This is a genomic window from Roseateles sp. DAIF2 (assembly GCF_015624425.1).
Taxonomy (GTDB): Bacteria; Pseudomonadota; Gammaproteobacteria; order Burkholderiales; family Burkholderiaceae_C; genus Kinneretia.
The window spans coordinates 2,013,972-2,027,357 of the sequence record NZ_CP049919.1 but is presented as its reverse complement, the minus strand read 5'-3'; the positions used below and the strand labels follow the sequence as shown (position 1 = coordinate 2,027,357).

Here is a 13,386-nt window from a genome sequence, read left to right as displayed (position 1 = left end):
AGCGAATTACGGAGAGCCCCCTCATGAGCACCCAAGCCCTGACCATCCTGCTGGAGCGCGCCGAGGCCGAGCGCGACACCGCCCTGTCGCAGCTGCAGGAGCTGCAACGCCAGGCCGACGCCGCGCGCGCCCAGGCCGACCAGTTGGGCGAGTACCGACATCAGTACCAGCAGCGCTGGACGCAGCAGTTCACGCAGCGCACCACCATCGACATCGTCGGCCATTACCAGAACTTCGGTCAGCGCCTGGACCAGGCGATCGACCAGCAGGGTTCGGTCAGCCGCTTCGCCGACCAGCGCGTCGAGCGCGCCCGCGCGGTGCTGAAGGAGCTGGAGCTGCGCGTCGCCTCGGTGCGCAAGCTGCTGGAGCGCCGCCAGCATGAGCTGCTGCGCAGCGCGCTGCGCCGCGAGCAGAAGGTCACCGACGAACAGGCCGCCCGCGCCGCGCTGGCCCAGATGAACCCTTTCATGCGCGTCAGCGCCTGAAGCGCCCCAGGTCCGCCCCGCCATGACCAGCCTCTCCGCCAACACCCTGCTCTCCGGCCTCGCCAAGCGCGGCAATCCCCTGCCCGGCGGCCCGGCCGGCGGCCTGCCCGAACCCAGCGGCCTGCCCAGCTTCTCGGCCCTGCTGCGCGACAACGTCGTCGCGGCACCGCCGCAAACACCGCCAACGCCGCCCGCCGCACCGGCCCAGCCGCCCAAGGCCGCGACGCCCCAGCAGCCCCCCGCGCAGCAGCCGGACAGCCCGCCGCCGCGCGCCGTCGTCCAGCCGCAGCGCCCGCCCGCTGCGCGCCCCAATGCGTCCGCGCAGCAGCCCGGCGCCAAGGCCCAGGACGGCGCTACAAAGACCAAGACGGCCGAGGCCGCACCGGCCCGCACCGGCGAAGTGGCGGCGGATGCTGGCCGCAGCGAAGCTGGCCGCAAGAAGGCCGCGGCCGACGGCGACGCGGCCACGCCATCGCCCGCCAGCACCGATGCCGCCAAGCCGCCGGTGAGCGCCGAGACGACGACCGAGACCGCCGCCTGGCTGCCGCCGGCCACCGCCTCGGCCGACCCGGCCCAGACCACGAGCCCGACGCCCGCACCGGACGCCCGCCTGCTGCCGCAGGCCGCCGGTGATGCCCGCGCTCCCGCCGCCACGCCAGAAGATGCAACAACGGCCGCCGCCGATCCGGCCGCGACCGGCCGCGCCGGCCCGGTGGCGCTGGACGGCAAGAATCCCGCCGCTAGCCCCGCGCCCGCCGACAAGGCCGATGCGCGCGCCACCGCAGCCTCCCCGCGCAAGGCGGGCGAAACGCCGGCCGACGCGGCCAGCGGCAAGGCGGCGGCGACGGCTGTCGGCGCGGACAGCTTTGCAGCCCGGCTGGAACAGGCCCAGCAGGCCACGCCCACCCTGCCGCAGGGTGCCGAGGCCCTGCTGGCCGCGCGGCACGCCGGTGCGATCGCCGAGAACGGCAACAACGGCGCGCCGCCGACACCGCGCGCGGTGGAACTGGCCCAGCCGCTCTACAGCCCCGAGTTCGCGCCCGAGATGGCGGCCCGCATCAGCGTGCTGGCGGCCGATGGCGTGCAGCAGGCCGAACTGCACCTCAACCCGGCCGAGATGGGGCCGGTGCAGATCCAGATCGTGGTCGACGGCCAGCAGGCCCAGATCTCCTTCCACAGCGAGCAGGCCGATACCCGCGCGGTGCTGGAGCGCGGCCTGCCCGAACTGGCCAGCGCGCTGCGCGAGAACGGCCTGACCCTGTCCGGCGGCGGCGTGTTCCAGCAGCCGCGCGACGCTCAACAGCAGCAGCCGCAGGCCGGCGACGGCTCGAACTCGGGCCGCCGCAACAACGCCGGCGCCGAGGCCAACGACCCGCTCGGCCAGCCGGCCGCGGCCGCCGCTCGGCCCGCACCGCGTGCCCGCGGCGTCGTGGACCTTTACGCCTGAGAAACATGGACGCTTATCCGCGGCTTTTCTATGCTTGGGACGGGCCGGAATTCCCAATAATGGCAGGCATTGGCGGTGCGTGCGCGACGATGCTGCGCCCGACCGCCCGCTGATCAAGGAGTCCCTTTATGGCAACAGCCGCCGCTTCGGATGCGGCCCCCGCGGGCGGGGGCAAGAAGAAGCTCGTCATCATCCTGGTGGTCGTCCTGCTGCTGGTGCTGGGCGGCGGCGCGGCCCTGCTGCTGTTGAAGAAGAAGCCGGCGAGCGAGGACGGCGAGGACGGCCATGCCGAGGCGCCGGTCAGCCATGCCGCGGCCAAGCCCGGCACGCCGCCGGTGTTCGTGCCGCTGGACCCCTTCACGGTCAACCTCGCCGACAAGGAAGTGGACCGCTTCGCCCAGGTCGGCGTGACTCTGGAGGTGGTGGACGCCAAGTTCGCCGAGCAGCTGAAGGCGTACATGCCGGCGATCCGCAGCAATGTGCTGATGGTGCTGTCCTACAAGACCTCGGCCGAGCTGCTGTCGCGTGAGGGCAAGGAAAAGCTGGCGCGCGAGATCATGCGCGAGTCGGTGCGCCCGATGGGCATCGAGCTCGACGACGAGGATGAGGACGAGGCCAGCGACGCGCCGAAAAAGAAGAAGAAAAAGCGCCGCCAGGTCCAGAGCCCGGTCACCAATGTGCTGTTCTCCAGCTTCATCGTGCAATGAACCAGCAGATCCTTTCGCAAGACGAAGTCGATGCCCTGCTGCAAGGCATAACCGGCGAGAGCCAGAAGCTCGAGGCGGAAGAGGAGCAGGTCGGGGGCATACGCGACTACAACCTGGCGAGCCAGGAACGCATCGTGCGTGGGCGCATGCCCACGATGGAGATCATCAACGAGCGTTTCGCACGCAATATCCGCGTCGGGCTGTTCAACTTCATCCGCAAGAGCCCCGAGGTCGCGATCGGCGGCATCAAGGTGCAGAAGTACTCGGCCTTCCTGCGCGAGATCGTGGTGCCGACCAACTTCAACATCGTCTCGGTCAAGCCGCTGCGCGGCTCCGGGCTGATCGTCTGCGACCCGACCCTGGTGTTCGCGGTGATCGATTCGCTGTTCGGCGGCATCGGCAAGTTCCACGCCCGCATCGAGGGCCGCGATTTCTCCGCCACCGAGCAGCGCGTGATCCTGCGCCTGGTCGAGGTGATCACGACCGAATACCAGAAGGCCTGGAAGGGCGTCTATCCGCTGGAGCTGGACTACCAGCGCTCGGAGATGCAGCCCCAGTTCGCCAATATCGCCACGCCCAGCGAGATCGTCGTCTCGACCAGCTTCACCCTGGAGATCGGCGAGACCAGCGGCACGGTGTATTTCTGCATTCCGTACTCGACCCTGGAGCCGATCCGCGACGTGCTCTACTCGACCACGGTGGGCGATTCCACCGAGCCGGACCGCCGCTGGGTCAACCTGCTGAAGCACCAGATCCAGGCCGCCGAGGTCGAGATCGTGGCCGAGCTGGGCCATGCCCCGGCCACCGTCGAGCAGCTGCTGGCCTTCAAGCCCGGTGATTTCATCGAGCTGGATCTGGAACAAGTGATCAAGGCCAAGATCGATGGCGTGCCGGTGTTCGACTGCCATTACGGCACCTCGAACGGCAAGTACGCCCTGAAAGTAGACAAGATGCTGACCGCCCCCGATGCGGGCTGGCTGGGAGCCCGTGATGTCACCTGACACCCCATCTCAAGACGAACAGGACGCGATGGCGGCCGAATGGGCCGCGGCGCTGGCCGAAGCCAAACCCGCCGAGGTGGCCGAGGAAGTGCAGAGCGCGGCCGAGCAGGTGGCCCCCGCCAGCTTCGCGAACTTCACGCCGACGCCCAGCAATGCGCCGGGCAGCGACATCAACATGATCCTGGACATCCCGGTCCAGCTGACCGTGGAACTGGGCCGCACCCGCATCCCGATCAAGAACATCCTGCAGCTGGCCCAGGGCTCGGTGGTGGAGCTGGATGCGCTGGCCGGCGAGCCGATGGACGTGCTGGTCAACGGCTACCTGATCGCCCAGGGCGAGGTGGTGGTGGTGAACGACAAGTTCGGCATCCGCCTGACCGACATCGTCACGCCCTCGGAGCGCATGCGCCGCCTCTCGAAGGCCTGACCTGAGACGGAAATCGCCGCTTTCACCGGCGATTGCCCTCCCCCTGCCCGGCCCAGAATGGCCGGGCCATGAGCAATAACAACCTCCTGCCCCTTCTCTGGTTCGTCGCCATCCTGGCGTTGATCCCGGCCCTGCTGTGGCTGCTCAAGCGCACCCCGCTGGGCGGCGCCGGCGCCCAGGGCCAGATGCGCACCGTCGCGATGCTGCAGATCGCGCCCAACCAGCGCCTGCTGACCGTCGAGGTCGGCCAGGGCGAGGACCGCCGCTGGCTGGTGCTGGGCGTCACCGCCCAGCAGATCAGCACCCTGCATGTGATGCCGCCGCAGCCCGAAGGCACGGCCGCGGCACCGCTGGCGGTACCGGCCTTCGCCCAACTGCTCAGAGCCAAGCTGCGCAAGGATGGCGGTGGTGGCGCGGAGGACCAGCATCGTGCGCCTTGAGTTGTCTTCGTTCGCGCCTTCGCGCCGCGTCGCTCAAGGCCTGGCCCTGTCGGTGTTGTCGGCCGTTTCTTTCGGCGCTTTAGCGCAGCAGGCCGGCGCGCCGGCCAGCCTGCCGCTGATCATCGGCCAGGGCGCCGGTGGCAGCAGCTACTCGGTGCCGATCCAGACCCTGCTGTTCTTCACCGCGCTGGGCTTCCTGCCCGCGGTGCTGCTGATGATGACGGGCTTCACCCGCATCGTGATCGTGCTGTCGCTGATGCGCCAGGCGCTGGGCACTCAGGCCGCGCCGCCGAACCAGGTGATCATCGGCCTGTCCCTGTTCCTGACCTTCTTCGTGATGAGCCCCACCCTGGACAAGGTCTATGCCGAGGCCTGGCAGCCCTACTCCACCGGCCAGATCGGCTTCGACGAGGCGCTCAAGCGCGCCGAGGTGCCGATGCGCGGCTTCATGCTGAAGCAGACCCGCCAGTCCGATGTCGCGCTGTTCTCGCGCCTGGCCAAGCTGGAAGGCGAGGTCAAGCCGGAGGCCGTGCCCTTTCGCGTGCTGGTGCCGGCCTTCGTCACCAGTGAGCTGAAGTCGGCCTTCCAGATCGCCTTCCTGATCTTCATCCCCTTCCTGGTGATCGACATGATCGTCTCCAGCGTGCTGATGAGCCTGGGGATGATGATGCTGTCGCCGGTGCTGGTGGCCCTGCCCTTCAAGCTGATGCTGTTCGTGCTGGCCGATGGCTGGAACCTGCTGCTGGGTTCGCTGGCCGCCAGCTTCGCCCAATAGAAGAGGAAGCGATCCGATGGATGCCCAACAAGTCTTCACCTTCGGCCAGCAGGGCCTGTACATGCTGCTGATGGTGGCCGCCCCGATCCTGATCGTCGTGCTGGCGGTCGGCGTGCTGGTCAGCGTGTTCCAGGCCGCGACCCAGATCAACGAGGCCACCCTGTCCTTCGTGCCCAAGGTGGTCGCCGCGGTGCTGGTGCTGGCAGTGGCCGGGCCCTGGATGGTGACCACCCTGGTCGAGTACATCCAGCGCACCTTGCAGACCATTCCTCAGGTCGTGGGCTAGTGTTTTCCTTCACGGAGGCCCAGCTGCTGCAGTGGTTGACGCCGCTGCTGTGGCCGACGGTGCGCATCCTGGCGCTGTTCGCCGGCATGCCGATCTTCAGCCAGCGCAATGTGCCGATGCGGGTGCGCGTCGGGCTGGCGATCTTCATCGCGCTGGCGGCCCAGCCCTCGCTGCCGGCGATGCCGGTGGTGCCGCTGGATTCGCCGCCGCTGCTGCTCCTGCTGCTGGCGCAGCAGCTGTTGATCGGGCTGGCGATGGGCTTCGCGGTGCGCCTGGTGTTCGCCTCGCTGGAATTCGCCGGCGAGCTGATCGGGCTGCAGATGGGTTTGAACTTCGCCGGTTTCTTCGACCCCGCGACCGGCAGCCAGGGCACGGCCAGCGCGCGCTTCTTCGGCTCGATGGTGGCCTTCCTCTTCATCGCGATCAACGGCCATCTGCTGCTGATCAACGCGCTGGTGCAGAGTTTCCACGCCTTCCCGGTCGGCCAGGAGCCCTTCGCCTTCCTGCGCGCGGCGCAGCCTCAGACCTGGGGCGCCGAGATCTTCCGCATCGGCCTGTGGATCGCGCTGCCGCTGATCACGATGCTGATGTTCGTGAATCTGGTGCTGGGCGTGATCTCGCGCGTCGCGCCGCAGATCAATGTGTTCTCGGTCGGCTTCCCGCTGACCGTCAGCATCGGCCTGGTCGGCATGGTCGCGACCCTGCCGCTGATGCAGACGCCCTTCATGGTGGCGCTGGAGCGGCTGCTGGCGGCCTTTACCTGACCTCGCGCGCCAGCTTCAGCATCTGCGAACTCAGCACCAGGCCGCGGCGCCGGCTCTCGCTCAGGTTGACGCGAAAGGCCAGGCTGTTCGGCTCCTGGATCAGGCCGATGTCGGCCCCGGCGCGGAAGGCCTCGGGGCTGTCGGCCACCAGCAGCACCGGGCTGGCACCCAGCGCCTGCACCCAGCGGCGCAGCTCGTCGCGCGTCAGCCCGCCCAGCACCAGCAGCTGGCAATGGCGCGCCTGCTCGGGCCGCTCGGGCAGCTGCAGCTCCGGCGTGAAGCCGCCCCAGGGCCGCTGGGCCTGCTCGCGCAACGCGCTGGCCAGCTCCGGCGAGGCCCCGGCCAGGCACAGCACGAAGCCGCGCAGCGGCGGCGGCGGCCAGTCGGTGAACTGGGCGAAGCGGTAGATGAAGGCGGCCTTCAGCCGCGCCTCCTCCGGCAGCGGCTCGGCCGCAGCGGCGGCCGGCGCCAGCAGCAGCCAGACAAGCCACCAGGATGAAGCCTTGCGCCTCATGATCCGAAGCGCCGGCTCAGGCTCAGGCGCAAGACCCGACCCTCCTGGCGCAGCGGCAGCAGGCTGCCGGCTTGGGTGAACTCGGCGACGCGCTTGTCGCCGGCGTTGTACAGGCCCAGGGCCAGCTCGCTGCGGGCATCGGCCTGCCACAGCAGCTGCAGATTGACGAGGCCATAGCCGCCCTGGCGTTCGCCCAGCACGCGCCGCCCACTGGCGGCCAGCCATTGGCCGGACAGGCGCAGCGGCCCGAGCGGCCGGCTGGCATGCAGCTTCAGCAGGCCGCGCGGCTGGGTGTTCAGCCGGTCGGTGGCGGCGTCGCTGCGATGATGGTTCAGGCTCAGGCTGACCGACAGCTCGGCACCACCGGCCCAACGCCCGTCCAGACCCAGTTCGATGCCGCGGCTCAGCAGCCGCGCGCTGTTCTCGAAGACCGGGTTCTCAGGGCTGAGCCGGATCAACCCGCTGATGCGGCTCAGGTACAGCGAGGCGCGCAGCCGCCAATGCTCGCGCAGGCCCTGGTCCAGCGCCAGCTCCAGGCTGCGCACCTGCTCGGCGCGCGGCGCCGCCACGCCCTGCTCCTCGTTGAGGCCGATCTCGCTGCGATTGGCGCCGCGGTAGGCGCTGCCGTAGAGCAGCTTCAACCCGGTCTCGGCCGCCGGGCTCCAGACCCAGGCCAGGCGCGGGTTCAGGCTGCTGCCGGCGGTGTCGCTGCGGTCATGGCGCAGGCCCAGCACCAGGGTATGGCGCGGCGCCGGTCGCCATTCGTCCTGGATGAACAGGCCCAGGCGGCGGTCGCTGCCGTCGCGATCGACCTGCGGCCGCTGGCCCAGGGTGCCGACCCAGATGTGCTGCGCCGCGTCGTGCTGATGCTCCAGGCCCAGGCTCAGGTAATGCCCGTCCAGGCCCTGGTAGCCCAGGCGCAGGTGCAACTGGCCCCAGCGGCCGAGGAACTGGTTGCGATAGATCGCCAGCTGATTCAAGGCCTCGTCGGCCACATAGGGCGAACTGCTGCGGTAGAGCGAGCGCTGCAGCGCGCCGGCCGCATAGAGGTCCCAGTCCTCGTTCAGGCTGCGCTCCAGGCTCAGCTGGGCGAAATGGCTGCGGGTCAGGTCGCGCGCCGGTTCCAGCCGGTCCGGCTGCAGCGGCGAGACCGGCACCGGCAGGCCGCGCAGGCGCTCGCTGCTGCCCAGGCGCAGATTGACGCCGCGCCAGGACAGCCCGGCCTGCAGCCGCGCGCCGCGGTCATGGTCCAGCTCGCGAAAGCGCGCCGCCAGCGCCGACGGCGGTGGCGGCACCACCTCGTGCATGCGATGCTGCTCGAAGCCCGACAGGCTCAGCCAGGCCTCGCTCCCGCTGTCGCCGCGCCGGCCCAGGGTCAGCGAGGCATTGCGCTCGGAGCTGGAGGCCTGGCTGTAGCGCAGCTGCAGGCCCTGCAGCCGGTCGGCGCGCTTGGTGACGATATGGATCACGCCGAAGAAGGCGTTGTTGCCATAGACCGAGGCACCGGGGCCGGGCGTGAACTCGACCCGCTCGATCAGCGCGATGTCCACCACCCCGTCGCGCCCGACCTGGGCCGCATCCAGGATGTTCTCGTTCAGGCGCATGCCGTCCAGCAACACCAGCAGGCGCGAGTTGTACTCGCCGGCCCGGCCCAGGCCGCGCGCCGAGACGAAGCTGAACTGGCTGTCGCTGCTGACATAGAGGCCGGGCAGGCTGCGCAGCACGTCGGCCAGGCTGCGCAGGCCCAGATGGGTGATGTCCTGCGCCGTCAGCACATAGGTCACGGCCGGGGCCTGGGCCGCGCTCTGCGCGAAGCGCGAGGCGCTGCTGACCTCGACCTGGCGCGAGGGCTGGTCCAGGTTCTTCTGCAGCAGCTCCTCCAGGCTGGGCGGGTCCCCGGCGCGGGCCGCGGCCGCTGCCAGCAGCGACAGGCCGATGCAATAGGCCCTAGCCCTCATCGCCGGCCCTCCGGTAGCAATTCTTGCCGGCGCGCTTGGCCGCGTACATCGCGGCATCGGCGCGCGCCAGCAGGGCCGCCGGCGTGTCGGCATCGCCGGGGCAGAAGGCCAGGCCCAGGGTCGCGCCCACCGGCATCAGCGCGCCGCTCACCCACATCGGCTCGCGCACCGCGGCGATCAGGCGCGGCGCCAGCGCCTCGGCGGCGGCGACATCGGGCAGCTCGGGCAGCAGCAGCGCGAACTCGTCGCCGCCCAGCCGGCACAGCCGGTCGCGGCCGCGCAGCACCGCGCTCATGCGCCGCGCCACCTCGCGCAGCACCTCGTCGCCGGCCTCATGGCCATGGCCATCGTTGACCAGCTTGAAATTGTCCAGGTCGATGAAGATCAGGCCCATCAGCTGCCGTCGCGCCAGGCTCTGCTCGATCAGCGTGGCCAGCGCGCCCTCGAAGGCCAGCCGGTTCGGCAGGCCGGTCAGGCGGTCGTGATGGGCCAGCTGCTGCAGCTGCTGGCCGGTCGCCTGCTCCTGGCGCAGGCGCTGGTTCAGGCCCTCCTGGGCCGACTCGATGCGGCTCAGCATCTCGTTGAAGCGCTCGCTGAGCCGCCCCACCTCGTCGGGCCGTCGCACCGGCGCGCGCCGGCCGTAGTTGTGGTCCTGCGCCACCTGCTCGGCCAACGCCGCCAGCTCGACGATCGGCGCCAGCGCGCGGCGCTGCACCGCGCGCAGCACCCGCGCGGCCAGCACGATGGCCAGCAGCGCCAGCAGCGCGGCGAGCCCGGCCAGGCGCAGCAGGCCCTGCTCCAGCTCGGCCAGGCTCTCGCGCAGGAAGAGGCGCCCGACCGGCTCGCCCTTGTGCAGCAGCGGCGCCAGCACCTGGATCTCGCCGTCCGCGATGTCGCGGCCCGGTTCGTCCGGCAGCGCCGTCGTCGACGCGCCCTCGAGCGGCCATTGCGCGAAGGGCCGGCCGCGCCCGTCCAGCAGGCGCAGCTCGCGCAGCTCGGCCCGGCGCGCGAAGGCCGCCAGCTCGGTCGCGGCGGCTGCCTGGTCCTCGAACACCAGCATTGGCACCAGGCTTTGCGCCAGCACGCGGGCGGCCTGCTCGGCGGCCTGGGCCTGGCGTTCGCGCGCGCCCAGCCAGGAGGCGCCGGCGATCAGGCCCAGGGTCAGCAGCAGGGTCCCGGTCAGCACCGTGAGGTTCAGCGCGGTCAGGCGCTGCACCAGCGAGCGCCCGGGCGCGCGCCCACGGGCCGTCCCCACCTCAGGACTCGCGGTGCTCGCTTCTCGTTCCCTCATCTGCGCTTTATCGGCGCATCGCGGGCCGGCTTGAGGGGGCCGGCACCCCGGGGACTCAAAGTTCGCGCAGCGCCGTCGTGACCGGCTGGCTGGCGGCGCGCACCGCCGGGAACAGGCCGCCGATGAAGCCGATCGCCAGGGCCCATTTCTGGCCCTCCCAGAGCAGCCCGGCCGAGACGCGCAGCTCGAAGCTGAGCTTGCCGACCGAGCCCGCGGCCATCGTCGAGGCGGCATGGCCGTTGAACAGCAGATAGGCCGCCGCCGCACCGATCAGGCCGCCCAGCAGCGCCAGCAGCATGGTCTCCAGCATCACCGCCACCACCACCGGCAGCCCGGTGAAACCGATCGCGCGCAGGGTGGCGATCTCGCGGGCGCGGGTCGCGACCGCCGCGAACATGGTGTTGAGCGCGCCGAACACCGCGCCGATCGCCATGATCGCGCCGACCACGATGCCGATGATGCGCAGCACCTTGGTCACGCTCTCGGACTGCTTGGCGAAGAAGGCCAGGGTGGTGCTGACGTCCACCTTCAGCTGCGGGTTCGCGGCCAGCGCGGCCTTGAAGCCCTCGAAGGCCTTGGCGTCGGTGAGGCGCACCGTGACCGAGTTGCGGCTGCTGCCGCGCCGGTAGGTTTCGGCCACCACCGCGGCGTCGCCCCAGATCTCGGACTCCATCGCGTCGCCGGAGCTGAACACGCCGGCCACCACCCATTTCTGGCTGCCCAGGCGGATCTCCTGACCCGGCACCAGGCCGGCGAACTGCCGCGCCGCGCCCTTGCCGACGATCAGCTCGCGCAGGCCCGGCTGGAAGCGGCGGCCCTCGACGATCTTGACCTGCGGCCGCACCGCGAAGGCCTCGTCGCCGACGCCGCGCACCTGCACGCTGCCCTCCTCGTCCGTGGTCGTGCCCCGGATCGGCAGGTTCGCGGCCACCACGGTCTCGGCCGAGGCCAGCGGCTCGCCCTTGGCATTGCGGGCCACGCCCACGGCCTGGGCGATCTGGGTGATGTCCTCGCGGCTCATCACCGAGGCCACCTCGGCCGCCGAGGCGCCGCGCAGCACGATCGCGGTGTCCTCGCTGCCGGACTTGCGCAGGGTCTCGGCATAGCCCTCGGCCATCGCCAGCAGCGCCACCAGCACGCCGACCACGCCGGCGATGCCGACCACGATCACCGCCGAGGACCCCAGCCGCTGCGGCAGGGTGCTGATGCCGACGCCGGCCACCGAGCGGGCCTGCCCGCCGCGCCGGCTCAGCAGCAGCCACAGCGCCAGCAGCGCAGCCAGCGCCAGCGCGCCGACCCAGGGCAGCATCACCCAGGCCACCAGCACGAGGACCAGGAACAGGAACAGGCCGATCTTCTTCAGTGCGTTCTTCATGCTCAGGCCCTCCCGGCCAAGGCATCGGTGATGTTGAGCCGCATCGCGTTCAGCGCCGGCAGCGCGCCGACGATCAGGCCGAACAGCAGCATCAGCCCCAGGCCGCTGGCCCAGCTGGCCAGGCCCGCGGCGGGCAGGTTCAGCGCCCCACCGCTGCCGGCACCGACGGCCGGCCCGATCACGCTGGCCAGGCCCAGGCCGATCACGCCGCCCAGCACCAAGAGCAGCACCGATTCGGCCAGCACCATCGCCAGCACGCTGCGGCCGGAGAAGCCGATGGTCTTCAGCACCGCGATCTCGCCGGTGCGCTCGCGCACCGCCTGCATCATCGTGTTGCCGGTCAGCAGCAGCAGGGTGAAGAACACCGCGCCCATGATGGAGCCGACGATCAGGCCGATGTCCGCCACCTGCTTCATCCAGGAGGCCATCGCCGCCTGCTCGGTCTGGGTGCGGGTCTCATGGTCGGAGTTGCCCGACAGCGCATCGATCGCCTTGGCCACGCGGTCCGCCTGGTTGGCGTCGGTGACGCGGGTCACGTACCAGCCGACCTGGCCTTGGTTGTAGGGCGTGGTGTCGTCGAAGTACTTCCAGTTCAGCAGGAACATCTGGTCGTAGAAGCCGCCGGACTTCTTGTCCTTCGCATGGATCAGGCCGACGATCTCGAACTGCCAGTTCTTGCTGCCGCTGCGGTCCGGGAAGATGGTGGACTGCAGCGGCACCTTGTCGCCGACCTTCCAGTTGAAGCGCTTGGCCAGGCCCTCGCCGACCAGCGCGCCGATGCGGGTGGCGGCGAAGGCCTGGCGGGCCTGGGCGCTGACCTCCATCTCCGGATAGATGTCCAGGTAGTTGGGCGCGACCGCGAAGCTGAAGACCTGGTTGTGCGGGTCCTGGTAGGCGCCACCGAACCAGTTCGCATAGGTGACCGACTTGACGCCGTCCACCTGCGCGATGCGGTTCGTCAGCGCCATCGGCAGGGTCTGGATGAAGGACAGGCGCGAGCCGGTCTGCAGCCGCGAGGCGCCGTTGGCGCTCTGGCCGGCCTGGTCGAAGGAGGTGCGCACCGCGTCCAGCAGGCCGAACAGCAGGAAGGCGGTGATGATGGACACCAGGGTCAGCAGGGTGCGCCCCTTGCGCCGGAACAGCGCCGCCCAGATCAGATGCAGGTATTTCATGCCGGCCTCCCGCTCAGGCGCTGACCAGCTGCTCGACCAGGCTGCCCTTGTCCAGGTGCAGGGTCTGGCGCGCGCGCTCGGCGGCCTTGGGGTCGTGGGTGACCATCACGATGGTCTTGCCATGCTCGCGGTTCAGCGCCTGCAGCAGGGCCAGCACATCCTCGGCCGACTGGCGGTCCAGGTCGCCGGTGGGTTCGTCGCAGACCAGCAGGGTCGGGTCGGAGACGATGGCGCGGGCGATCGAGACGCGCTGCTGCTGGCCACCCGAGAGCTCGGTGGGCTTGTGGCTGGCGCGGTCCGCCAGGCCGACCAGCTGCAGCGCGATCGCGGCGCGCTTCTTGCGCTCGGCGGCCGAGAGCTTGGTCAGCAGCAGCGGCAGCTCGACATTGCGCTGCGCCGACAGCATCGGCATCAGGTTGTAGAACTGGAACACGAAGCCGACCTTGGCGGCGCGCCACTTGGCCAGCTCGGAGGCGCCGAGCTGGTCGATGCGCTGGCCGTCGATCGTGATGCTGCCGCCGCTGGGCAGGTCCAGCCCGCCGATCAGGTTCAGCAGGGTGGTCTTGCCCGAACCGGAGGGGCCCATCAGCGCCAGGAAGTCGCCGGCGGCGACGTCCAGGTCGATGTGGTGCAGCACCTCCACCTTCTGCTTGCCGCGCGTGTAGACCTTGGAGAGGTCGCGGATCTGGATCAGCTGGCTCATGTCGTCTCCTCCGGAAGTCGGACTTTGGGATGCGGTTCGGG

General features: G+C 70.4%; 15 protein-coding genes. 9 read left to right on the top strand and 6 right to left on the bottom strand.

Features of this window, described 5'->3' with window-relative positions; genetic code table 11:
- Positions 1-23: 23 nt before the first annotated feature.
- The 9 genes from fliJ to fliR all read left to right on the top strand — a co-directional run bounded on the left by fliJ (position 24) and on the right by fliR (position 6,332).
- Entirely contained in the window at positions 24-485 is a 462-nt protein-coding gene (gene fliJ / locus G8A07_RS09365; RefSeq protein WP_195796748.1) for a flagellar export protein FliJ, read from the top strand.
- 22 nt (positions 486-507) lie between these two features.
- Positions 508-1,932, top strand: coding sequence for a flagellar hook-length control protein FliK (locus G8A07_RS09360; protein WP_195796747.1), 1,425 nt, complete (start codon positions 508-510; stop codon positions 1,930-1,932).
- Between the two features lie 128 nt (positions 1,933-2,060).
- Positions 2,061-2,639: a flagellar basal body-associated protein FliL gene (gene fliL / locus G8A07_RS09355; protein WP_195796746.1), complete on the top strand. Its 579-nt coding sequence runs from the start codon at positions 2,061-2,063 to the stop codon at positions 2,637-2,639.
- A complete protein-coding gene (gene fliM, locus G8A07_RS09350; RefSeq protein ID WP_195796745.1) occupies positions 2,636-3,640 on the top strand; it encodes a flagellar motor switch protein FliM in 1,005 nt (334 codons plus the stop codon). The genes fliL and fliM overlap by 4 nt, the downstream gene beginning before the upstream one ends.
- Positions 3,630-4,067 (top strand): flagellar motor switch protein FliN, encoded by a 438-nt coding sequence (gene fliN / locus G8A07_RS09345; RefSeq protein ID WP_195796744.1) that lies wholly within the window; start codon positions 3,630-3,632, stop codon positions 4,065-4,067. The genes fliM and fliN overlap by 11 nt, the downstream gene beginning before the upstream one ends.
- 68 nt (positions 4,068-4,135) lie before the next feature.
- Positions 4,136-4,507, top strand: a complete 372-nt coding sequence (locus G8A07_RS09340) for a flagellar biosynthetic protein FliO (RefSeq protein ID WP_195796743.1) — start codon at positions 4,136-4,138, stop codon at positions 4,505-4,507.
- Between the two features lie 46 nt (positions 4,508-4,553).
- Positions 4,554-5,282, top strand: coding sequence for a flagellar type III secretion system pore protein FliP (fliP, locus tag G8A07_RS09335; RefSeq protein ID WP_371816456.1), 729 nt, complete (start codon positions 4,554-4,556; stop codon positions 5,280-5,282).
- A gap of 16 nt (positions 5,283-5,298) precedes the next feature.
- Entirely contained in the window at positions 5,299-5,568 is a 270-nt protein-coding gene (gene fliQ, locus G8A07_RS09330) for a flagellar biosynthesis protein FliQ (protein WP_195796741.1), read from the top strand.
- Positions 5,568-6,332: a flagellar biosynthetic protein FliR gene (gene fliR / locus G8A07_RS09325; RefSeq protein ID WP_195796740.1), complete on the top strand. Its 765-nt coding sequence runs from the start codon at positions 5,568-5,570 to the stop codon at positions 6,330-6,332. The genes fliQ and fliR overlap by 1 nt, the downstream gene beginning before the upstream one ends.
- Here fliR and G8A07_RS09320 read toward each other — a convergent pair.
- The 6 genes from G8A07_RS09320 to G8A07_RS09295 form a co-directional block, all read right to left on the bottom strand.
- On the bottom strand, positions 6,325-6,846 hold the full coding sequence (locus tag G8A07_RS09320) for a YfiR family protein (protein WP_195796739.1): 522 nt from the start codon (positions 6,844-6,846) through the stop codon (positions 6,325-6,327). The genes fliR and G8A07_RS09320 overlap by 8 nt on opposite strands.
- Positions 6,843-8,804, bottom strand: a complete 1,962-nt coding sequence (locus tag G8A07_RS09315) for a TonB-dependent siderophore receptor (protein WP_195796738.1) — start codon at positions 8,802-8,804, stop codon at positions 6,843-6,845. The genes G8A07_RS09320 and G8A07_RS09315 overlap by 4 nt, the downstream gene beginning before the upstream one ends.
- The gene (locus G8A07_RS09310) at positions 8,794-10,059 is read right to left on the bottom strand and encodes a sensor domain-containing diguanylate cyclase (protein WP_249937277.1); all 1,266 of its coding nucleotides are present in this window, start codon (positions 10,057-10,059) and stop codon (positions 8,794-8,796) included. The genes G8A07_RS09315 and G8A07_RS09310 overlap by 11 nt, the downstream gene beginning before the upstream one ends.
- A 91-nt stretch (positions 10,060-10,150) precedes the next feature.
- Entirely contained in the window at positions 10,151-11,470 is a 1,320-nt protein-coding gene (locus G8A07_RS09305; RefSeq protein ID WP_195796736.1) for an FtsX-like permease family protein, read from the bottom strand.
- A gap of 2 nt (positions 11,471-11,472) precedes the next feature.
- Positions 11,473-12,642 carry an ABC transporter permease gene (locus tag G8A07_RS09300; RefSeq protein ID WP_195796735.1) on the bottom strand — a complete coding sequence of 390 codons (1,170 nt, stop codon included), beginning with the start codon at positions 12,640-12,642 and terminating at the stop codon, positions 11,473-11,475.
- 13 nt (positions 12,643-12,655) lie between these two features.
- Positions 12,656-13,345 carry an ABC transporter ATP-binding protein gene (locus tag G8A07_RS09295; protein WP_195796734.1) on the bottom strand — a complete coding sequence of 230 codons (690 nt, stop codon included), beginning with the start codon at positions 13,343-13,345 and terminating at the stop codon, positions 12,656-12,658.
- Positions 13,346-13,386: the final 41 nt, after the last annotated feature.

What these genes read in the sequence shown, in the direction of transcription:
- fliJ (WP_195796748.1), top strand. Translation starts at nt 24, where the DNA reads ATGAGCACCCAAGCCCTGACCATCCTGCTGGAGCGCGCCGAGGCCGAG.
- G8A07_RS09360 (WP_195796747.1), top strand. Translation starts at nt 508, where the DNA reads ATGACCAGCCTCTCCGCCAACACCCTGCTCTCCGGCCTCGCCAAGCGC.
- fliL (WP_195796746.1), top strand. Translation starts at nt 2,061, where the DNA reads ATGGCAACAGCCGCCGCTTCGGATGCGGCCCCCGCGGGCGGGGGCAAG.
- fliM (WP_195796745.1), top strand. Translation starts at nt 2,636, where the DNA reads ATGAACCAGCAGATCCTTTCGCAAGACGAAGTCGATGCCCTGCTGCAA.
- fliN (WP_195796744.1), top strand. Translation starts at nt 3,630, where the DNA reads ATGTCACCTGACACCCCATCTCAAGACGAACAGGACGCGATGGCGGCC.
- G8A07_RS09340 (WP_195796743.1), top strand. Translation starts at nt 4,136, where the DNA reads ATGAGCAATAACAACCTCCTGCCCCTTCTCTGGTTCGTCGCCATCCTG.
- fliQ (WP_195796741.1), top strand. Translation starts at nt 5,299, where the DNA reads ATGGATGCCCAACAAGTCTTCACCTTCGGCCAGCAGGGCCTGTACATG.
- G8A07_RS09320 (WP_195796739.1), bottom strand. Translation starts at nt 6,846, where the DNA reads ATGAGGCGCAAGGCTTCATCCTGGTGGCTTGTCTGGCTGCTGCTGGCG.
- G8A07_RS09315 (WP_195796738.1), bottom strand. Translation starts at nt 8,804, where the DNA reads ATGAGGGCTAGGGCCTATTGCATCGGCCTGTCGCTGCTGGCAGCGGCC.
- G8A07_RS09305 (WP_195796736.1), bottom strand. Translation starts at nt 11,470, where the DNA reads ATGAAGAACGCACTGAAGAAGATCGGCCTGTTCCTGTTCCTGGTCCTC.
- G8A07_RS09300 (WP_195796735.1), bottom strand. Translation starts at nt 12,642, where the DNA reads ATGAAATACCTGCATCTGATCTGGGCGGCGCTGTTCCGGCGCAAGGGG.
- G8A07_RS09295 (WP_195796734.1), bottom strand. Translation starts at nt 13,345, where the DNA reads ATGAGCCAGCTGATCCAGATCCGCGACCTCTCCAAGGTCTACACGCGC.